General features: G+C 68.0%; 22 protein-coding genes. 16 read left to right on the top strand and 6 right to left on the bottom strand.

All coding sequences use genetic code 11. The features are described 5' to 3' along the window. The first annotated feature begins 101 nt into the window (after window positions 1–101). From speB to BVI061214_RS10480, 11 genes are all read left to right on the top strand, one after another. Window positions 102–971, top strand: coding sequence for an agmatinase (gene speB, locus BVI061214_RS10525; protein ID WP_053768341.1), 870 nt, complete (start codon window positions 102–104; stop codon window positions 969–971). 38 nt (window positions 972–1,009) lie between these two features. Beyond that, a complete protein-coding gene (locus BVI061214_RS10520) occupies window positions 1,010–1,897 on the top strand; it encodes an alpha/beta hydrolase family protein (RefSeq protein WP_003048287.1) in 888 nt (295 codons plus the stop codon). Window positions 1,898–1,906: 9 nt separating this feature from the next. Continuing rightward, window positions 1,907–2,071 (top strand): hypothetical protein, encoded by a 165-nt coding sequence (locus BVI061214_RS13325; protein ID WP_003048289.1) that lies wholly within the window; start codon window positions 1,907–1,909, stop codon window positions 2,069–2,071. Window positions 2,072–2,077: 6 nt separating this feature from the next. Continuing rightward, on the top strand, window positions 2,078–2,992 hold the full coding sequence (locus BVI061214_RS10515) for a hypothetical protein (protein WP_053768340.1): 915 nt from the start codon (window positions 2,078–2,080) through the stop codon (window positions 2,990–2,992). Then, entirely contained in the window at window positions 2,989–3,543 is a 555-nt protein-coding gene (efp, locus tag BVI061214_RS10510; RefSeq protein WP_053768339.1) for an elongation factor P, read from the top strand. The genes BVI061214_RS10515 and efp overlap by 4 nt, the downstream gene beginning before the upstream one ends. Window positions 3,544–3,649: 106 nt before the next feature. Continuing rightward, window positions 3,650–4,141, top strand: a complete 492-nt coding sequence (gene accB, locus BVI061214_RS10505; RefSeq protein WP_053768338.1) for an acetyl-CoA carboxylase biotin carboxyl carrier protein — start codon at window positions 3,650–3,652, stop codon at window positions 4,139–4,141. Beyond that, entirely contained in the window at window positions 4,138–5,475 is a 1,338-nt protein-coding gene (gene accC / locus BVI061214_RS10500; RefSeq protein ID WP_003048298.1) for an acetyl-CoA carboxylase biotin carboxylase subunit, read from the top strand. The genes accB and accC overlap by 4 nt, the downstream gene beginning before the upstream one ends. A 12-nt stretch (window positions 5,476–5,487) precedes the next feature. Continuing rightward, window positions 5,488–5,817, top strand: coding sequence for an Asp23/Gls24 family envelope stress response protein (locus BVI061214_RS10495; protein WP_003048300.1), 330 nt, complete (start codon window positions 5,488–5,490; stop codon window positions 5,815–5,817). Beyond that, a complete protein-coding gene (gene nusB, locus BVI061214_RS10490; protein WP_053768337.1) occupies window positions 5,810–6,265 on the top strand; it encodes a transcription antitermination factor NusB in 456 nt (151 codons plus the stop codon). The genes BVI061214_RS10495 and nusB overlap by 8 nt, the downstream gene beginning before the upstream one ends. Next, complete coding sequence (locus BVI061214_RS10485) at window positions 6,266–7,117, top strand: bifunctional 5,10-methylenetetrahydrofolate dehydrogenase/5,10-methenyltetrahydrofolate cyclohydrolase (RefSeq protein ID WP_053768336.1); 852 nt, start codon at window positions 6,266–6,268, stop codon at window positions 7,115–7,117. Continuing rightward, window positions 7,101–7,556 carry a divergent PAP2 family protein gene (locus BVI061214_RS10480; protein ID WP_003048307.1) on the top strand — a complete coding sequence of 152 codons (456 nt, stop codon included), beginning with the start codon at window positions 7,101–7,103 and terminating at the stop codon, window positions 7,554–7,556. The genes BVI061214_RS10485 and BVI061214_RS10480 overlap by 17 nt, the downstream gene beginning before the upstream one ends. Here BVI061214_RS10480 and BVI061214_RS10475 read toward each other — a convergent pair. After that, window positions 7,535–7,735, bottom strand: coding sequence for a hypothetical protein (locus BVI061214_RS10475; protein ID WP_040684502.1), 201 nt, complete (start codon window positions 7,733–7,735; stop codon window positions 7,535–7,537). The two genes, BVI061214_RS10480 and BVI061214_RS10475, sit on opposite strands and share 22 nt — an antisense overlap. Before the next feature lie 74 nt (window positions 7,736–7,809). On the opposite strand from BVI061214_RS10475, the gene BVI061214_RS10470 reads away from it, so the two are divergent. Further along, window positions 7,810–9,795: a (Fe-S)-binding protein gene (locus BVI061214_RS10470; RefSeq protein ID WP_053768335.1), complete on the top strand. Its 1,986-nt coding sequence runs from the start codon at window positions 7,810–7,812 to the stop codon at window positions 9,793–9,795. Here BVI061214_RS10470 and BVI061214_RS10465 read toward each other — a convergent pair. Both BVI061214_RS10465 and BVI061214_RS10460 read right to left on the bottom strand, forming a co-directional pair. Beyond that, window positions 9,784–10,314, bottom strand: a complete 531-nt coding sequence (locus BVI061214_RS10465) for a class I SAM-dependent methyltransferase (RefSeq protein ID WP_053768334.1) — start codon at window positions 10,312–10,314, stop codon at window positions 9,784–9,786. The two genes, BVI061214_RS10470 and BVI061214_RS10465, sit on opposite strands and share 12 nt — an antisense overlap. Continuing rightward, entirely contained in the window at window positions 10,307–11,245 is a 939-nt protein-coding gene (locus BVI061214_RS10460; protein ID WP_053768333.1) for an alpha/beta fold hydrolase, read from the bottom strand. Before BVI061214_RS10460 ends, BVI061214_RS10465 begins: the two co-directional genes overlap by 8 nt. Before the next feature lie 15 nt (window positions 11,246–11,260). Between BVI061214_RS10460 and BVI061214_RS10455 the strand changes: the two genes are divergently transcribed. Beyond that, window positions 11,261–12,193 (top strand): L-lactate dehydrogenase, encoded by a 933-nt coding sequence (locus BVI061214_RS10455; RefSeq protein ID WP_053768332.1) that lies wholly within the window; start codon window positions 11,261–11,263, stop codon window positions 12,191–12,193. On the opposite strand, the gene BVI061214_RS10450 is transcribed toward BVI061214_RS10455, so the two are convergent. Continuing rightward, window positions 12,190–13,029, bottom strand: a complete 840-nt coding sequence (locus tag BVI061214_RS10450) for a DUF1517 domain-containing protein (protein WP_053768331.1) — start codon at window positions 13,027–13,029, stop codon at window positions 12,190–12,192. The genes BVI061214_RS10455 and BVI061214_RS10450 overlap by 4 nt on opposite strands. A gap of 124 nt (window positions 13,030–13,153) precedes the next feature. Here BVI061214_RS10450 and lon point away from each other — a divergent pair, with 124 nt between their 5' ends. Further along, window positions 13,154–15,568, top strand: a complete 2,415-nt coding sequence (gene lon / locus BVI061214_RS10445; RefSeq protein WP_053768654.1) for an endopeptidase La — start codon at window positions 13,154–13,156, stop codon at window positions 15,566–15,568. A gap of 48 nt (window positions 15,569–15,616) precedes the next feature. On the opposite strand, the gene BVI061214_RS10440 is transcribed toward lon, so the two are convergent. Further along, window positions 15,617–16,723: an LptF/LptG family permease gene (locus BVI061214_RS10440; protein WP_053768330.1), complete on the bottom strand. Its 1,107-nt coding sequence runs from the start codon at window positions 16,721–16,723 to the stop codon at window positions 15,617–15,619. Continuing rightward, window positions 16,720–17,340, bottom strand: coding sequence for a hypothetical protein (locus tag BVI061214_RS10435; RefSeq protein WP_053768329.1), 621 nt, complete (start codon window positions 17,338–17,340; stop codon window positions 16,720–16,722). The genes BVI061214_RS10440 and BVI061214_RS10435 overlap by 4 nt, the downstream gene beginning before the upstream one ends. Before the next feature lie 143 nt (window positions 17,341–17,483). Here BVI061214_RS10435 and BVI061214_RS10430 point away from each other — a divergent pair, with 143 nt between their 5' ends. Further along, entirely contained in the window at window positions 17,484–18,902 is a 1,419-nt protein-coding gene (locus tag BVI061214_RS10430) for an O-antigen ligase family protein (RefSeq protein ID WP_053768653.1), read from the top strand. Then, window positions 18,899–19,306: a hypothetical protein gene (locus BVI061214_RS10425; protein ID WP_053768328.1), complete on the top strand. Its 408-nt coding sequence runs from the start codon at window positions 18,899–18,901 to the stop codon at window positions 19,304–19,306. Before BVI061214_RS10430 ends, BVI061214_RS10425 begins: the two co-directional genes overlap by 4 nt. The last annotated feature ends 1 nt before the right edge of the window (window position 19,307 follow it).

Here is a 19,307-nt window from a genome sequence, read left to right as displayed (position 1 = left end):
TGGCCCAAGCCAGCATGGGGGCCCCGGCAAAAGGTTCCTGGGGAAGTTACCAGGCACGGTGGGGCGAAGGGAACAAGGGTATAAGGTATCCTCTTGGCGTTATGCGCCTCATCTTCGGCGAGCGCGACGTCCCTTACCAGGAGGCCCGGGTGGTGGTCCTGCCCGTGCCCTACGACCTTTCCCTTTCCTTTCTGCCGGGGGCCAGGAGGGGCCCCGAGGCCATCCTCCTGGCCAGCCGGGAGCTGGAGCCCTTCCTCCTGGAGCTCTCCGTGGCCCCGGAGGAGGTGGGCATCTATGCGGCGGAGCCCGTGCCCTTCGTGGCCGGAAGCGCCGAGAAGAGCCACCTTTTGATCCGGGAGGCGGCCTTGGCGCACCTCCTGGCGGGGAAGTTCGTGGTGGCCCTGGGGGGGGACCACTCCATCAGCCACCCTCTGGTCATGGCCCACCGGGAGGCTTTGGGGGAGTTTTCCATTCTCCACATTGACGCCCACGCCGACCTCTACCCCGAGTGGCAGGGCTCGGTCTACTCCCACGCCTCCCCCTTCTACCGCCTCCTCCAGGAGGGCTTTCCCCTGGTGCAGGTGGGCATCCGGGCCATGGACCAGGACTCGCTAAGCCTGGCCCGGGAAAAGGGCGTGGGCCTCTTCCCCGCCCACCGGATCCACCGGGAGGGGCTTCCCCTGAAGGCCATCCTCGCCGCTTTGGGTAGGCGGGTCTACATCTCCCTGGACTTTGACGCCCTGGACCCCGCCTTCATGCCCAGCGTGGGCACGCCCCTGCCCGGTGGCCTCTCCTACCGCCAGGTGGTGGACCTCCTCGAGGCCGTCTTCCAGGAAAAGGAGGTGGTGGGCATGGACTTCGTGGAGCTTTCCCCAAACGGCCAGTTCCACGCCGAGATGACCGCTGCCCAGCTGGTTTACCACGCCATCGGCCTAAAAGGGCTTCAGGCGGGCTGGCTTTCCCCCCTTTAGCCACATTCGGCCCGCCTTCCCTCCTATAGCCTCAGGGCATGCTTTGGCTTGGGGTTCTTCTGGGCCTCGCCCTTCCCACCCAGGCCCAAGGCCTCACCATTCCCGAGCTCCGGAAAAGGGTCTACGGGGAAGGGGGCTTCCGGGTGGAACGGGTCCTGGAGGAAAGGCCGGGCTTCACCCGGGTCCAGTTCTCCCACCTCTCGGACGGCCTTCGCGTCCACGGCTTCGCCAACCTGCCCAAGGGGCGGGGGTCCTTCCCCGTGGTGGCGGTCCTCCACGGCTACGTGGAGCCTTCCCGCTACCGCCTCCTGGCCTACACCACCCCCTACGCCGACTTCCTGGCCGAAAGGGGGTTTTTGGTCCTCCACCCCAACTACCGGGGCCATCCGCCCTCAGAGGGATCTCCCGCCAGGGGCTTGCGCCACCCTTACGCCGTGGACGTTCTGAACCTGCTGGCCGAGGTGCGAAAAGGGGCCTTTCCCCAGGCCGACCCCGCCAGGATCGCCCTCTTCGGCCACTCCATGGGGGGCGGCGTGGCCCAGGTGGTCAGCCTGGTGGACCCCGGGCTGAAGGGGGTGGTCCTCTACGCCAGCATGAGCGGCGACGAGCGGCTGAACCTGGAGAGGATCCGCTCCTGGTCCCAGGGGAGGCGGGGCGGGGAGTTCTTCACCCTGCCCGAGGAGGTCCTCAAAGCGGCCTCCCCCTGGACCTACCTGGAGGAGCTTTCCGTGCCCTATAGCGTCCACCACGGCACAAAGGACGCCCAGGTGCCTCCTGAGTGGAGCTTCGCCCTCTGCCGGAGGCTCAAGGACTTGGGTAAGCCGGTGGCGTGCTTGGCCTACCCCGCGGGGCACCTCTTCCGGGGTGAGGCGGACCGGGTTTTCCGGGAACGGGCCCTCGCCTTTTTGCGCCAAGCGTTGCGCTAGACTGGCGGCGTGAAGGCCTTCTTGGAAAACCTGACCGCCCTCTTCCTGGCCCTGGCCTTCGGGGCCGCCGTCTTCGGCGCCCTGGCCCGGCTTGTGGGGGCCAGGCGCACCTGGCCCTTCTTCGTCCTGGCCTTTCTCCTTCTTCTCCTGGCCCTCCTTTCCCGGGTAGAATAGCCCCCCGTGGCCAAGCGCGTGGTCTCCGTTTCCCTGGGGAGTAGCCGCCGGGACTCCGTGGCCGAGGTGGAGGTCCTGGGGGAGAAGGTGGTGCTGGAAAGGCGGGGCACGGATGGGGACTTCCAGGGGGCCATCTGCCTCATCCGGGAGCTGGACGGCAAGGTGGACGCCATCGGCCTGGGGGGCATAGACCTCTATTTGGTGGCGGGAGGGCGCCGCTACGTGATCCGGGACGCCCAAAAGCTCAAGGAGGCTGCCAAGAAGACCCCGGTGGTGGACGGCTCGGGCCTCAAGCACACCCTGGAACGCCGGGCCGTGCACGAGCTCTCCACCCTCTTTGACTGGAAGAGGACCAAGGTGCTCCTCCCCTCCGCCGTGGACCGCTTCGGCCTGGCCGAGGCCCTGGACGAGGTGGGAGCCCGGGTCCTCTACGGGGACTTCATCTTCGCCCTGGGGCTTCCCATCCCCCTCTACCGGCTTTCGCTCTTGAAGAAGCTGGCCTACCTCCTGCTTCCCGTTTTGACCAAGCTTCCCTTTGGCCTCCTCTACCCCACGGGGGAGAAGCAGGAAGAGTGGGTCGTGGACTGGCGAAGCCGCTACTACCGCTTTGCGGACCTGGTGGCGGGGGACTGGCACTACCTCAAGCGCCACATGCCCGAGGACATGCGGGGGAAAAGCGTCCTCACCAACACCACCACCGAGGAGGACGTGGCCTTCTTGAGGGCCAGGGGGGCCAGGTACCTCATCACCACCACCCCCAGGCTTTCGGGTAGGAGCTTCGGCACCAACGTGATGGAGGCCCTTCTCGTGGCCCTGGCGGGCCGGGAGCTTGGGGAAGCGGATTATCTTCGGTATATTGACCTATTAGGGCTGAAGCCCCAGGTCCTGGACCTGGAGAAGCCCCAGGAGGAGAGAGCATGATCAGCGTGACCGACCTGCGCCCGGGCACCAAGGTGAAGATGGAGGGCGGGCTTTGGGAGTGTGTGGAGTATCAGCACCAGAAGATCGGCCGTGGCGGGGCCAAGGTGGTGGCCAAGTTCAAGAACCTGGAGACCGGGGCCACGGTGGAGCGCACCTTCAACTCGGGGGAGAAGCTGGAGGACATCTACGTGGAGACGCGGGAGCTCCAGTACCTTTACCCCGAGGGGGATGAGCTGGTCTTCATGGACCTGGAGACCTACGAGCAGTTCCACGTGCCCAAGGTGCGGGTGGAGGCGGCCCGCTTCCTCAAGGAGGGGATGACGGTCCTGGGGGACATGTACGAGGGGCGGCCCCTCAAGATCACCCCGCCCACGGTGGTGGAGCTGAAGATCGTGGACACGCCCCCTGGGGTGCGGGGGGACACGGTTTCCGGGGGCTCCAAGCCCGCCACCCTCGAGACCGGGGCCGTGGTCCAGGTGCCCCTCTTCGTGGAGCCGGGGGAGGTCATCAAGGTGGACACCCGCACCGGCGAGTACGTGGGCCGGGCCTGAAAGGCCGGCCGGGGTAAGGACCCGGGCCTAGGCCCGGGTTTTTTGACCGGGTGCAAAGCTTTTCCTCAGGGAATCCTGGGGTAAGCTTTATGCCACGAGGTGCGGTATGACACCAAAGGAGCTAAAGCAGATCCTGCAGGCCCTGGTGGAGCACGGGGTGAGCGAGCTCACCCTGGAGACCCCCGACTACAAGCTCACCGTGCGCCGGGGTGGGGAGGTCCAGATGGTGGCCGTGCCCCAGGTAGCGGCCCCGGTGCCCGCTCCGGCTCCGGTTCCCGTCCCCGCCCCTGCGCCGGCTCCCGCCCCGGCGGAGGCGGCCCCTGCGCCCGAGGCCCCCAAGGCCGACGAGTGCCCGGGGTGCGTGGAGATCCGGGCCCCCATCGTGGGCACCTTCTACCGGGCCCCCGCCCCCGACGCCCCCCCTTACGTCAAGGAGGGGGACCGGGTGGAGAAGGGGCAGGTCCTCTGCATCATTGAGGCCATGAAGCTCATGAACGAGATTGAGTCTGAGGTCTCCGGCATCGTCAGGAAGATCCTGGTGGAAAACGGGGAGCCCGTGGAGTACGGCCAGCCCCTCTTCCTCATCCAGCCCCTATGAAGAAGGTCCTGATCGCCAACCGGGGGGAGATCGCCTTAAGGATCATCCGGGCGGCCAGGGAGCTGGGCATCAAAACCGTGGTGGCCCACTCCACCGCCGACGAGAAGAGCCTCCCTGTGCTTCTGGCCGACGAGGCCATCTGCATCGGGCCTCCCCCTTCCGGGCAGAGCTACCTCAACATCCCCAACCTCCTCTCCGCCGCCATCGTCACCGGGGCCGACGCCATCCATCCCGGTTATGGCTTCCTGGCCGAGAACGCCACCTTCGCCGAGATGTGCCGTGAGCACGGGATCACCTTCATCGGCCCCACGCCGGAGAACATGCGGGCCCTGGGGGACAAGGCCACGGCCCGCAAGGTGGCCCGGGAGGCGGGGGTGCCCACGGTCCCGGGCACGGACGAGGTGGAGAGCGTGGAGGAGGCCAAGCGGGCCGCCTTGGAGATCGGCTACCCCGTCATCCTCAAGGCCTCGGCCGGGGGCGGGGGGCGGGGGATGCGGGTGGTCCACACCGAGGAGGACCTGGAAAGGGCCGTCCTGCAGGCCCAGGAGGAGGCCCGGGCCGCCTTCGGCAACCCCGCCGTCTACCTGGAGAAGTACATTGAGGAGCCCAAGCACATAGAGATCCAGGTTCTGGGGGACGGGGAGCGGGTGGTCCACCTCTGGGAGCGGGACTGCTCCATCCAGCGCCGCCACCAGAAGCTTTTAGAGGAGGCCCCCAGCATCCTGCCCCTGGAGACCCGGCGGGCCATCGCCGAGGCGGCCAGGAGGCTTGCGGAGCATGTGGGCTACGTCTCTGCCGGGACCCTGGAGTTTTTGGTGGACAAGGAGGGCAACTTCTACTTCATTGAGATGAACACCCGCATCCAGGTGGAGCACCCCGTCACGGAGATGGTGACGGGGGTGGACCTGGTCCAGGCCCAGTTTAGGATCGCCATGGGGGAGAGGCTCTGGCTCAAGCAGGAGGAAATTGAGGTCCGGGGCCACGCCATAGAGGTGCGCGTCAACGCCGAGGACCCGGAGAAGGGCTTCAGGCCCTCCATCGGCAAGGTGGAGACCCTGCTCTTTCCCGGGGGGCCCGGCATCAGGGTGGACAGCCACCTCTACGCCGGCTACCAGATCCCCCCTCACTACGACAGCCTGATCGCCAAGATCATCGCCTGGGCCCCCAGCCGGGAGGAGGCCATAAGGCGCATGGAGCGGGCCCTGGGGGAGACGGTCATTGAGGGTCCCGGGCTCAAGACCACCATCCCCTTCCACCAGAAGGTCCTCCAGAACGCCTTCTTCCGCCGGGGGGCCGTCTACACCAACTTCGTGGCCCGGCGGATGGAGTTGTAGACTGGGCGTGTGATGGTGGACTACGAGATCAGCGACCAGGCCCTCGAGGGCCTGGTGGCCCACGCCTTGGAGGGCTTGGAGGGGGTCCGCCCCCTGGAGGTGGCCCCCCGCTCCCTGGGGGAGGTCTTCCGCCGCATGAAGCCCATCAAGGTGGAGCGCCATCCCGAGGGGCTTTCCGTGGACCTGGTCCTCTCCGTGGACTACGGGGCGGCCATCCCCGAGCTGGCCAAAGAGGTCCAGAAGGCGGTGGCCGAGGCCCTCTTCGTGGCCACCGGCGAGAAGGTCAAGGCGGTGAACGTCACCGTGGCCCAGGTGGAGTACCGGCCGGGGGGGCATGCGTAGGCGGGCGCGGGAACTGGCCATGCGGGCCCTCTTCGCCCACACCCAGGGGGGTGTGGACCTGGAGGAGGCCCTGAGGCACGCCCTGGAGGAGATGGGCGGGGAGGAGGAACCCTACGGGGACCCCCTGGACGAGGAGGGGGTGGCCTTCGCCAGGCGGCTTCTTTTGGGGTACAAGGCGCACCAGGAGGAGGTGGACCGCATCCTTAAGGAGACGGTGGAGGGCTGGGACTTCGGCCAGATGGCCAAGACCGACCTCACCATCCTCCGCCTGGCCACCTACGAGATGCTCTACGAGCCCACCCCCTTCGCCCCCCTTATTGAGGTGGCGGTGAAGATCGCCAACCGCTACGGGGGCGAGCACTCCGGGGCCTTTGTGAACGGGGTCCTGGGGAGGCTTTACCGGCGGATCCAGGAGGGAGAGATCAAGACGGTGCCCAAGGAGGACTAGGTGACCCAGGCGCGCATCCTTTCCGGCCACGAGGTGGCGGAGGCGGTTTACAAGGAGCTAAAGGAAAAGCTCGCCTCCCTTTCCTTCGTGCCCTCTTTGCGGGTGATCCGGCTTGGGGAGGACCCGGCCTCGGTCTCTTACGTGCGCCTCAAGGACCGGCGGGCCCGGGAGCTGGGCCTCAGGAGCCAGGTGGAGGTCTACCCCGAGGACTTCCCGGAGGAGGCCCTTCTTGAGCGCATAGAGGCCCTGAACCGGGACGAGGACGTGGACGGCATCCTGGTCCAACTCCCGCTGCCCCGCCACATCCGCGCCGAGCGGGTCCTGGAGGCCATCTCTCCCCTGAAGGACGTGGACGGCTTCCACCCGGTGAATGTGGGGCGGCTCTGGAGCGGGGGGGAAGGGCTTTTCCCCTGCACGCCTCTTGGGGTGATCCGCCTCCTCCGGCACTACGGCGTGGAGCTGAGGGGCAAGGAGGTGGTGGTCATCGGCCGCTCCAACATCGTGGGGAAGCCTTTGGCGGCCCTTCTCCTCCGGGAGGACGCCACCCCCACCCTGGCCCACTCCAAGACCGAGAACCTGCCGGAGGTGACGAGGCGGGCCCAGGTGCTGGTGGTGGCCGCGGGCCGCCCCCACCTGGTGCGCAAGGCCTGGGTGCGCCCCGGGGCGGTGGTGGTGGACGTGGGGGTGAACCGAGTGGAGGGGAGGCTTCTTGGAGACGTGCACCCGGAGGTGGCGGAAGTGGCGGGGGCCCTCACCCCGGTGCCCGGGGGCGTGGGGCCCATGACCGTGGCCATGCTGATGGCCAACACCGTGAAGGCGGCCCTCTTGAGGCGGCATGGAGCTCCTCGGTAACGGGATCTTCTGGACGGCCATGGCGGCCAACCTCCTGGCCCAGACCCTGAAGCTTTTCATCTACTACCGCCTCGAGGGCCGCTTCCAGTGGGAGCGCTTTCTGGAGACCGGGGGGATGCCCTCCAGCCACTCGGCCACGGTGAGCGCCTTAGCCGTCAGCGTGGGCCTGGAAGAGGGCTTTGACAGCGCCCTCTTCGCCGTGGCCGCCGTCTTCGCCCTCGTCGTCATGTACGACGCCACGGGGATCCGCCGGGCGGCGGGCCTCCACGCCCAGCTCCTGAACCAGCTGGTGCAGGAGATCCGCCGCCTGCAGGAGCTGGGCCCCACCCCGGCCCCCCTGAAGGAGCTTCTGGGCCACACCTACCTGGAGGTCTTCGTGGGGGCTCTTCTGGGCCTCCTGGTGGCCCTTGGCGTTCACTACCTCTTCCCGGCGGCGTAGAAGGCCAGGGTCTGGCCCAGGAGGAAGAAGAGAAGGCCCAAAACGGGGTTCAGGAAGAAGACGAAAAAGCTTAGGAAAAGGGCTACCAGAAGCGGGAGGAGGGGCTTCTTAAAGCGGTGAAACACGTAGAGGTTCACAAGCCCGAAGAAGAGGAGCGCCAGGAAGGCCACCGTTTCCACGGGAGGCCATTGTACGCTCTTGCCAGGCCCGGGGAATGGGGTAAACTTTTACCGAGTATAAGGAGGTGGCGCCCATGCTGACCCTACCGGAAAAAATCCTCTTCGTCCTCCTCCTGGCGGCAAGCCTCTACTACGCCTACACCGGCTTCCGCCGGGTCTATTTGGCCATCAGGCGGGGCCGTCCCGAGGACCGCTTTGACCGCCTGCTCCAGCGCATCGGGCGGGCGCTTTGGCTCACCCTCACCCAGCGGACGGTCTTCAAGAGGAGGCCTTTGGTTTCCCTCCTCCACGCCTTCGTCTTCTACGGCTTCGTCTACTACCTTCTGGTGAACCTGGTGGACCTCCTCGAGGGCCTCTTCGGCCTCCATGCCCGGGGGGGCTTCTGGAACCCTTATAACCTCATCGCCGACCTCCTCACGGCCCTCATCCTGGTGGGCATCCTGGGGCTCATGCTCCGCCGCTACGTGGTGGCGCCCCGGGACTTCACCTGGAACTCCAAGGTCCCCCTCCACGAAAAGGTGCGCCAGGGCATCCCCCGGGACTCGGCCATCGTGGGGGCCTTCATCACCTTCCACGTGGGTAGCCGCCTCCTCTCCAAGGCCTTCACCCTGGCCAAAGACGGCCCCGATCCCTTCCAGCCCGTGGCCAGCGCCCTGGCGGGGGCCCTCTCCGGCCTTTCCCCCCAGGCCCTCACTTTCTTTGAGCACTTCTTCTGGTGGGGCGTCTTGGGCTCCATCCTCCTCTTCTTGCCCTACTTCCCCCGCTCCAAGCACATCCACCTGATGATGGCCCCCATCAACCTGGCCTTCGGCAAGGAGAAGCCCGGGGCCCTGGTCCCCCTGGACCTTGAAAAGGAAGAGGAAAAATTTGGGGCGGAGAAGCTGGAAGACCTCTCCTGGAAGCGCCTCCTGGACGCTTACGCCTGCATCATGTGCAACCGCTGTCAGGAGGCCTGCCCCGCCTACACCACGGGCAAGGCCCTAAGCCCCGCCGCCATCCTCATCTCCGAGCGCTACGAGCTCAACGAGATCCTCCCCGAGTTCGCCTCGGGGAAGGAAAGCCCAAGGCCCCTCATGGAGTTCGCCCTCAACGAGGAGGCCCTCTGGGCCTGCACCACCTGCATGGCCTGCGTGGAGGTTTGCCCGGTGGGCAACGAGCCCATGCTCCACATCCTAGACGTGCGCCGGGCCAAGGTCCTCATGGAGGGCGAGTTTCCCCAGGAGCTCAACAACGCCTTCCGGGGCATGGAAAGGGCGGGCAACCCCTGGGGCATCAGCCAGGCCAAGCGCCTGGACTGGGCCGAGGGGCTTCCCGTGCCCAAGGTGGCGGAAAAGCCCCACCCCGAGGTCCTCTACTGGGTGGGGTGCGCCGCCAGCTACGACCCCCGGGCCCAGAAGATCGCCCGGAGCATGGCCCAGATCCTGAACGCCGCCGGGGTGGACTGGGCGGTCTTGGGCACGGAGGAGAAGTGCACCGGGGACGCCGCCAGGCGGGCGGGCAACGAGTACCTATTCTTCCAGCTGGCCACGGAGAACGTGGAAACCCTGAACCGGGTGGCCCCCAAGACCATCGTCACCACCTGCCCCCACTGCTTCCACACCCTCGCTAACGAGTACAAGGACTTTGGCGGTAACTATAGGGTGGTCCACCACTCGGAGTTCATCGCCGAGCTTCTCCAAGAGGGGAGGCTTAAGGTCAGCGAGGAGACCAGGAAGGTGGTCTTCCACGACCCCTGCTACCTGGGCCGCCACAACGGGGTCTACGAGGCGCCCCGGGAGGTGCTGAAGGGGGTAGGCTTCCAGCTCGCCGAGCCCGGGCGGAGCCGGGAGAAGAGCTTCTGCTGCGGGGCCGGCGGCGCCCAGTTCTGGAAGGAGGAGGAGCCCGGGGCCATGCGGGTTTCCCAGAACCGCTACCGCGAGCTCAAGGGCACGGGGGCGGAGGTCATCGCCACGGGTTGCCCCTTCTGCATGGCCATGATGAACGTGGAGGTGGCCCAGGACCAGGAGGCTCCCGAGGTCCTGGACATCGCCGAGCTGGTGGCCCGGGGCCTACGGGCGTAGGTGGACGGCATAGACCCTAAACCCCTCCATCCACCCCTCCCCGTAGGCCCGGAGGAGGAGGCCCGGGGGAGGGGTGAGGAGCTCCAGGGGTTCCCAGTAGAAGGGGCTTTGGGGCTTTCCCCGCCTCCTGGCCTCCTTTTGGCTGAAGCCCTCCACCAGGAGAAGCCCTCCCGGGAGGAGGAGGGGCGGGAGGAGGGCGAGTAGGGGGCGGTTCACGTAGTAGCTCACGACGATGGCGGCGAAGGGGCCTTTGGGGAGGCGGAGGGGGAAGGCCTCGAGGTCCATCTCCAGAAGCTCGAGGCCCGCCGTCCCCGCAAGCCGCCTCAGGGCCTCCCGGCTCCTTTCCACCAGGACCACCGGGCGCCCCCTCTGGAGGAAGTAGCGGGCGTTCCGCCCCAGGCCCCCCGCCAGGTCCAAGACGGGGCCCGGGGGCGCAAAGGGCCCGTAGGCCCGCACCACGAAGGCGGGGGCGCGCGCTTCTTCCCTTTCCCGGTAGAAGGCCTCCCAGTCCCTAGGCATCTCCCAGGAGGTAGCGGAGCCCGGGGGCCAGGGCCTGCTTCCAGGTGACCCAGTTGTGGCCGGAAGGCCTCTCCCTATAGGCGTGGGGGGCCTTTCGGTCGGCGAATAGCCCGGCGAAGCGGCGGTTGGGGCCGAGAAGCCACTCCAAAAGCCCCACCTCCAGGTAGAGCCTGGGGAGGTTCTCGGCCTCGGCGTAGCGCAGGAGGAGCCACTCCTGGTCCCGGTAGGCGTCCTGGCCCCCGGGGTGGGCCTTGAGGGCGGGGGAGAGGGCCAGGACCTTGGCGAAGCGGTTGGGGTGCCTCAGGGCCTGCCACAGGGAGAAGAGCCCTCCCAGCGAGGCGCCCACCAAGACCACCTCCCCCAGGGGGCCGTAGGCCTTCTCCACCTCGTCCAGAACCCGGTGGAACTCGCCTTCGTAGGCCTCGCTGAAGCGGTATTCCACGTTCCGGTCTATGGGCTCCACGAAGACCAGGCGCACCGGGGGGATCTCCCCCGCTTCCCGAAGGGCCTGGGCCACCTTGTGGAGGCCGGCGGTGCGGTAGAAGGCCACCCCGTCCTGGGCCACCACCGTGGCCTTGGGGGCCTCGCCCGTTTGGGCCACGTAGTAGCGCCTCTCCCCCAGGCGATGCCGCTCCACCCTGGGTTCCGCCTGGGGCTCCGGGGGGGCCTCGTAGCGGAAGCCGGGAAGCCTTATGGCCCTGGGGTAGGTCCACCAGGGGTTGTCGGCCCGCTCGGGGTTATCGGGGTCGGGGAAGGGCTTTCCCTCCTCGTCCAGGTAGGCGTACTCCACGTAGGCCCCTTCGGGGAACTCCAGGGTGAGGGGGCCCTTCAGGGGTATGGGGTTCCTTTCCCAGTCGGTGAAGTCCCCGATCAGGGCCTTGGCCTGGGGCGGAGGGTAGAAGGTGACGCGCCTTTTGCCGATCTCCACCACGGGTATACTCTACCCGTGAAGGTCGGCATCGTGGGTAGCGGCTTCGTGGGGAGCGCCACCGCTTACGCCCTGGTCCTCCAGGGGGTGGCCCGGGAGGTGGTGCTGGTGGACTTGGATCGGAAGCTGGCCCAGGCCCACGCCGAGGACATCCTCCACGCCACCCCCTTTGCCCACCCGGTCTGGGTGCGCTCCGGCTGGTACGAGGACCTGGAGGGGGCCAGGGTGGTGATCGTGGCCGCGGGGGTGGCCCAACGCCCGGGGGAGACCAGGCTCCAGCTTCTGGACCGCAACGCCCAGGTCTTCGCCGACGTGGTCCCCAAGATCCTGAAGGCCGCCCCGGAGGCGGTCCTCCTGATCGCCACGAATCCCGTGGACGTGATGACCCAGGTGGCCTACCGCCTCTCCGGCCTACCCCCGGAGCGGGTGGTGGGCTCGGGGACCATCCTGGACACCGCCCGCTTCCGGGCCCTCCTGGCCCAGCACCTCCTGGTGGCGCCCCAGTCGGTCCACGCCTACGTGGTGGGGGAGCACGGGGACTCGGAGGTCCTGGTTTGGTCCAGCGCCCAGGTGGGAGGGGTAGACCTCGAGGCCTTCGCCCAGGCCAGGGGGCGCGCCCTTACCCCCGACGACCGCCTCCGGATAGACGAAGGGGTGCGCCGGGCCGCTTACCGCATCATTGAGGGCAAGGGGGCCACCTACTATGGCATCGGAGCGGGCCTGGCCCGGCTCACCCGGGCCATCCTCACCGACGAGAAGGGGGTGTTTACGGTTAGCCTCTTCACCCCGGAAGTGGAGGGGGTGGAGGAGGTGGCCCTTTCCCTGCCCCGCATCCTGGGGGCTCGTGGGGTGGAGGCCACCCTTTACCCCCGGCTGAACGAGGAGGAGCGCCAGGCCCTCAGGCGGAGCGCCGAGATCCTCAAAGGGGCGGCCTCGGCCTTGGGCTTTTAAACCTTGTCCAGATGGGGGAAGAGGGTGAGGAGCTCCTCCTCCGTGAGCCCCTCCCCCTCCGCCTCCGGCGTCCAGGCCAGGTGGAAGGCCATGAGGGTGAAGGGGGTGCTGCCGGCGAAGGCCATGAGGACCTCCTTGACCCTCTTTCGGTCCGGGGGGCCGGGCCTGGGGAGCTCCCCCCGCACCGCCAGGAGGAGGGAGGCCACCAGGTACCGCCCCCCGGGCTCCACCCTGGGGGTGTAGGGGGTCGCCACCTTCTTGCCCTCAAAGTGGCGAAAGGTCTCCTGGTAGGTGCTGCGGTCTTCCAGCATCCAGGCGTCAAAGAGGGCCAGGACCCTCTCCTCGTCTCCGAAAGAGGCCTCGTAGCTGGCGAAGCGCCAGGCGGGCTCCTCCTTGAGGAGAAGGAGGGCCATCTCGTCCACCAGGTCGGCCAGCCCCTTGGCCGTGGTGGTGTCGGCGGCCTCGGCCAGGCGGCGGATGGCCCGCTGGACCTCGGGGCGCACCAGAAGGGCCAGGCGGAGCCGCCCCACGCTGGCAGGGGCCACCCCTTCCCCGGCCCGGCTCAGGCCCCGCACCATCCAGACCCCCAGCAAAAAGAGGCCGAAAAAGACCAGGACCGGCGCCACCCCCAGGCTCCCGCCCCCGCCTGGGTAGACGTAGACCGGGCCCGGGTAAGGGTAGGGGACGGGCATGGGGTAGGAAGGGGCGGGCCCGGGGCTCATGGGCGGGGGTGGGGGGGAGGGGGTGTAGGGCCGGCCGCCCACCCCACCCCCCGACTTCTGGCCCAGGCCCAGGGGCAGAAAGAGGAGAAGGGTGAGGAGGAGAAGAGGCCGCACGCCACCAGAATACGCCTTGGCGGCTTACCCCTTTGCGTGAAAGAGGCTTTTGCAGTAAACTTGACATAGGTAGGCTTAGGCTATGGACAAACCCCAAGAGACCGCCAAAGAAAGGAGGGAGAACATGCTACCGGAAACCTTGCCCGTGTGCCCTGTGAGGGGGTCGGTCATCTACCCCACCATGGTCATGCCCATTGACGCGGGCCGCCCCATCTCCATCCGGGCCATTGACGAGGCCCTGGCCCGCGAGCGCGTGCTCCTCATCGTGAGCCAGAAGGACAAGGAGGTGGAGAATCCCAAGCCCTCGGACCTCTACGAGGTGGGCACCGCCTGCAACATCCTCAAGATGCGCAAGAACCCGGACGGCTCCGTCCAGGTGCTGGTGCAGGCCTTCGCCCGGGTGCGGGTCAAGGCCTGGCTGGACCGGGGGGACCACCTCGAGGCCCAAGGGGAGGTGATCCCCGACGAGCCCGGGGACCCCATCCTGGTCAAGGCCCTGGTGCGGGAGGTGAAGGAGAAGTTCCAGGCCCTGCTCAAGGAGGGCAGGTACCTGCCCCCTGAGGTGGCCCAGTTCATCCTCAACCTGGAAGACCCCAGCCAGCTCGCCGACTACGTTGCCTTCCACATGGAGTTCCGCCTCGAGGACAAACAGCGGGTCCTGGAGACCGCCGACGTGGCCGAGCGCCTCAAGCGGGTCCTGGTCCTCCTGGGGGCGGAGCTGGAGCTCATAGAAACCCAGAGGCGCATCCAGCAGCAGGTCAAGGAGGAGATTGACCGCAACCAGAGGGAGTACTTCCTCCGGGAGCAGATGAAGGCCATCCAGCGGGAGCTCCACGGGGAGGAGGGGGCTGAGGAGGTGGAGGAGTTCAGGCAGAAGGTGGAGGCCCTGAACCTGCCTCCCGTGGTGCGCCAGGAGGCGGAGCGGGAGCTGAACCGCTTCGCCCGCATGCACCCCGACTCGGCGGAGGCTAGCGTCATCCGCACCTACCTGGACTGGATCGTGAACCTCCCCTGGAACGCGCGCACCCAGGACAACCTGGACCTGGAAAGGGCCAAGGAGATCCTGGAGCGGGACCACTACGGCCTGGAGAAGGTCAAGGACCGGGTGCTGGAGTACCTGGCGGTGCGCAGGCTCAAGGTGGAGCGGGCCAGGCGGGGGGAGATCCCCGAGGAAGAGGTGAACAAGGGCCCCATCCTCCTCTTCGTGGGGCCTCCCGGGGTGGGCAAGACCTCCATCGCCAAGAGCATCGCCGAGGCCCTGGGGCGCAAGTACGTGCGCATTTCTTTGGGCGGCGTGCGGGACGAGTCCGACATCCGGGGCCACCGCCGCACCTACATCGGGGCCATGCCCGGACGCATCATCCAGGGCCTGAGGCAGGCGGGCACCAAGAACCCCGTCTTCCTCCTGGACGAGGTGGACAAGCTGGGCATCTCCTACCAGGGGGACCCGGCGGCGGCCCTTCTGGAAGTTCTGGACCCCGCCCAGAACAAGGAGTTCGTGGACCACTACCTGGGCGTGCCCTTTGACCTCTCCGAGGTGATGTTCATCTGCACCGCCAACTTCCCGCAGAACATCCCCGCCCCCCTCATGGACCGCATGGAGGCCATTGAGTTCACCAGCTACATTGAGCAGGAGAAGCTGGAGATCGCCAAGCGCTACCTCCTGCCCCGGCAGATGCGGGAGACGGGCCTCTCCGAGGGGCAGGTGGTGGTGACGGAGGCGGCGCTTATGCGCCTCATCACCCACTACACCCGGGAGGCGGGGGTCAGGCAGCTGGAGCGGGAGATCGGGGCCCTTTTGCGCAAGGCGGCCCGCCAGATCCTGGAGGAGGGCAAGAAGCGGGTGCGCATCACGGAGAAGGACCTAGAGAAGTACCTGGGCCCGCCCCGCTTCCTCCCCGAGACCGAGGCCCGCGAGCCCCAGGTGGGGGTGGCCACGGGGATGTACTACACCCCGGTGGGCGGCGACATCATGTTCGTGGAGGTCTCGGTGATGCCCGGCAAGGGGAACCTGATCCTGACCGGGCAGCTGGGGGACGTGATGAAGGAGTCCGCCCGGGCCGCCCTCTCCTACGCCAAGAAGAACGCCGAGCGCTTCGGCATCCCCCTGGAGCGCTTTGAGAAGAGCGACGTCCACATCCACGTGCCCGCGGGGGCCATCCCCAAGGAGGGGCCTTCGGCGGGCGTGGCCATCGTGAGCGCCCTGGTCTCGGCCCTCACGGAGGTTCCTGTGCGCCACGACATCGCCATGACCGGGGAGATCACCCTCACGGGCCGGGTTCTCCCCATCGGTGGGGTGAAGGAGAAGGTCCTGGGGGCCAGGCGCGCCGGGATCCGGGAGGTCATCCTGCCCAGGCAGAACGAGCCCGACCTGGCCGACATCCCGAAGCCCCTCCGGCAGAACATGACCTTCCACATCGTGGAGCACCTGGACCAGGTCCTGGACCTGGCCCTGGTGGGGGGCCTGAAGGCCCTCGAGGCCCGGGCCAAGGCCAGGCCCAAGAAGCGGGTCAAAGGGGAGCTGGTGGCCCACGCCTAATGCCACCCCATGCGGGTCTGGGCCAGCCTGGGGGGCCCAGCCCCGAGTTCACCTCAGGGCCCGCACCCCCAGGAGGAAGAAGAGGAGGTTGGCCCCCCAGGCCCCAAGCTCCGGGGGCAGGGCCCCCACCCCCGCCAGGGCGCGGCCCAGGAAGAAGGCCCCGTAGTACCCCAGGGCCAGGACCACGCTGAGCCCCAGGGCCAGGCCCGTGCTCCGCCCGTAGCGGAGGGCCATGGCCGCCGCCAGCAGCACCAGGACCAGGTTGGCCAGGGGCAGGGCCAGCTTGGAGTGAAACTCCAGCCGGGCCCGGTCCCGCTCCAGGGGGGGGAGGAAGGGGTCCCTGGCCTTCCGCCAGGCCTGGGAGAGGCTGTTCTGGCCGAAGCTGAAGGTGTCGGCGTAGTCGGCGATGGCCCGGGCCCGGGAGAGGTCGGACTCCACCTCCAAGACCTCCCCCCGGCTCACCGCCCGGAAGACCCGCCGCACCTGGGCCAGGAGGTCCCTGGCCCCTTCCAGCCCCGGCACCTCCCGGAAGTCCACCCGGTAGAAGCGGTAACCCCTCAGGGTGATGAGGCGGTCGTCCCAGGTGCCCCGCTCGGCGAAGAGGAAGGTGCCCACCTCGCCCTGGAAGGAGACGATGCGCACCCCCACCATCTCCTTCCTTTCCATGTCAAAGTCCTCAAAGTAGAGGCTTCGCCCCTGACCGATGGGGATCTGCATGCCCTTGAGGCGGAAAAGCCCCGCCCCCTGGGTGTGGATCTCGTCCCACCAGGCCACCCGCACCCGGTTGTTGGCCTCGGGCACCACGTACTCCTGGAGGTACAGGGCGGCCACGGAGAGGAGGGCCCCAAGCCAAAGAAGGGGAAGGGCGGCCCGCCACAGGGGCACCCCTCCGGAAAGGAGGGCGAACTGGGCCCCTTCCGCCGCCAGGCGGCCGAAGACCAGGACGGTGGTGGTCACCAAGGCGATGGGAAAGGCCTGGACCAGGACCCCGGGCACGTGGTAGGAGAGCCAGCGGAGGATCTTGGGGATGGGGACCCCCTCCAGCCACCTCGCCCCGGCGTAGAAGAAGCCGAAGAGGAAGATGGCCGTGAGGAAGAGGAGGGTGAGGAAAAGGACGGGGAGGCTTTCCTTGAGGAGGTGGCGGTAGAGGGTCATGGGAGCCTGGAGGCGTAGGCGGCCAGGCGGGGGGCCTCTGGGGGGAGCTTGGTGCTGGCCTGGACCTTACCCCCGACGAAGCGCAGGTAAAGCCTGGCGGAGGGTCCCTGGCCTCTTAAGGTGGCCTTCCCCTCCTGATAGGTGAAGCGCCCCAGGACCAGGGCCTCCCGGGCCTTCAGGTCCGCCACCAGGGTCTCCGCCTCGAGGCGGGGAGAGTCCGCCCGCACCTTCCCCTTCAGGACCACGATGTCCTCGGCGAAGAGGGCCAGGGCCCTTTCGGCACTTAGGCCCTTGAAGTCGGCGTTGGCAAAGACCAGGGCGCCGAAGCAGGCCTCCTGCTTGGGGATGTCGTAGTCCAGGCTTTGGGCCCGGAAGGTCTCCTTGGCCGAGAGGAGCTCCAGGGCCCGGGCCCGGATGAAGGCCCCCTCCTTGTACTCTATGTAGCCCGCTCTTAGACGGAGGCCGTTCTCGTTGTCCACCAGGACCCCTCCCTGGGGCAGGGTGGTGACCCCGGTGTCCAGGTTGACCCGCTGGGGACCGGCGGGCTCCACGCTGAAGGCGGCGAAGCGGGCCGCCAGGGCCAGGGAAAGAAAGAGGGCCAGGGGAAGAAGCCTCATGGCCTGCACTATACCCCAGCTTTCTGAGAAGGGCCTTATACCCTTGTTTCCCGTTTCCTTCGGCCTACCATGCCCTGGCGCAAGCCAGCATGGGGTGGTATTCCGCCCGGCTCTCCTCCTCCAAAGCCTTGTATATTGGGCCCGTGCGCGCGCTGGCCTGGGGCCTGGCCCTAAGCCCCATCTTCCCCCCCCTAAGCCTGCTAAGCCCCCTCTTCCTCCCCCAGCTCCGGAAGCTTCCCAAGGCCGCCTGGGCGGTTTTGGCCCTCTACGGCCTCTCCCTCCTCCTCCCCGCCCTCTTCGCGGGGAAGGAGGCCCTTACGCTGGCCGCGCTCCGCCTCCTCTACGTCCTGGGCCTGGTGGGGGCGGGGGTGGCCCTAGCCCCGGTGGGCCTGGGGCCTTTGGGCTACGGCCTCTTCGTCCTCTACCTGGAGGCCTTCCTGGCCTCCTACCTGGCCTTCGGGGACCGGGTGTCCTCCGAGAGGCTCCTCCACCCCTACCACTCCCCCGTGGGCCTGGGGCTCATGGGGACCTTGGGAATCCTCCTGGCCTTCCACGTCCGCTACCCCTGGCCCTTTAGGGTCCTCCTGGGGCTCCTTGGCGGGGTGGTCCTCCTCCTCTCGGGAAGCCGGGGGGGGCTTCTGGCCCTTCTGGTGGGCGGGGCGGCGGGGGTCCTCTTCCAAAGGCGGGGGTGGCTGGCCCTGGGGGCGGCGGGGCTTTTCCTCTTGCTGGCGGGAAGTTTAGAGGCGCCCGTCGCCCAGCGCTTCTTCCAGGCCCACCTCTCCGGCCGGGAGGGGCTTTGGCTCAGGGCCTACGAGGTCTTCCAGGCCCACCCCTGGACTGGGGTCGGGCCCTACCTCCTGGGGGACGAACTCAAGGGGGTCCTCTTCGGGGACTGCTTCCTCTTCCCCTTCCTGGAGATGCGGGGAGTGGCCTGTCCCGAGGCCCTGAAGCCCTTGGGGGGCCTCTGGACCTTCGCCCACAACCACCTCCTGCAGGCCCTGGGGGAAAGCGGCCTCTTGGGGGCCATGGGCCTTCTCCTTTTGGTGGGCGCCTTTCTGGCGGGGGCCTGGGGGAGTGGGCTCCTCTTCTCCCTATTGCTGGCCTTTCTGGCCATGGGCATGGTGGACAACCCCTTCAGCGTGCCCAGCCCCTTCCGGGGGGAGGTCTTCTTCTTGGCGGGAGGGATGGCCCTCCTCCGGGGCTTCCGCCCGCCCCTGGCCCTGGGCCTGGCCGGGGCCTCGGCCCTTCTTTTAAGCCTCCCTTTCCTCTACCTGGCCACCCGGACCGCCCCTCCGCCCCCTACCCTCCTCTACGCCGCCATTCCCCAGGGGAAGGGGGTGGGGGTGGTCCGCCTCCAGGGCGAGGGGTACCGGGCCCAGGTCTGGCTCTGCCGGGAGGGGTGCCGGAGGCTTGGGTGGGAGTGGGACGCGGGCAAGCCCATTCTCTTCCCCTTCCCCGAGGGCCTGCCCCCGGGGAGGTACCAGGTGCGCATCGTCCTCTTCGGCCAGCACCGTCTGGCCCAAAAGCCCCGGTACGTTCTCCCTTTTGAGGTGGAGCGATGAGGTGGGTTCTGGGTTCCCTTGCCCTTATCCTCGGCTTCGGAGGCAGCCTTTTCCTCCTGGAAACCGCTTTGGGCACCCAAAGGGACCTCCCCCTGGCCTGCCTCCCCGGCCCCCTGCCCAGGGAGGCGGCCCTTTACAGCAACGGGGCCTTGGAGATCCCCCTCTGCCGAAAGGCCCAGGTGCGGATGGTCCTCGAGGGCACGCTGGCCCAGGGGAGGGGGCCCTGGGCCATGGTAGCGGAGGGGCGGCGGGTCCTCTGGCAGGGGGAGGTGCGGGGGCGCCGGGAAGTAAGGGTGGAGGCCACGGGGGAGGGGACCCTGGCCCTGGCCTTCACCAACGACCTCTACCAGCCTCCCGAGGACCGGAACCTCTTTCTGAGGGAACTCACGGTGGAGCCCCGCTAAA

The organism is Thermus aquaticus (assembly GCF_001280255.1).
Taxonomy (GTDB): Bacteria; Deinococcota; Deinococci; order Deinococcales; family Thermaceae; genus Thermus; species Thermus aquaticus.
The sequence above is the reverse complement of the archived record's forward strand: the minus strand, read 5'-3'. Positions and strand labels throughout refer to the sequence as shown.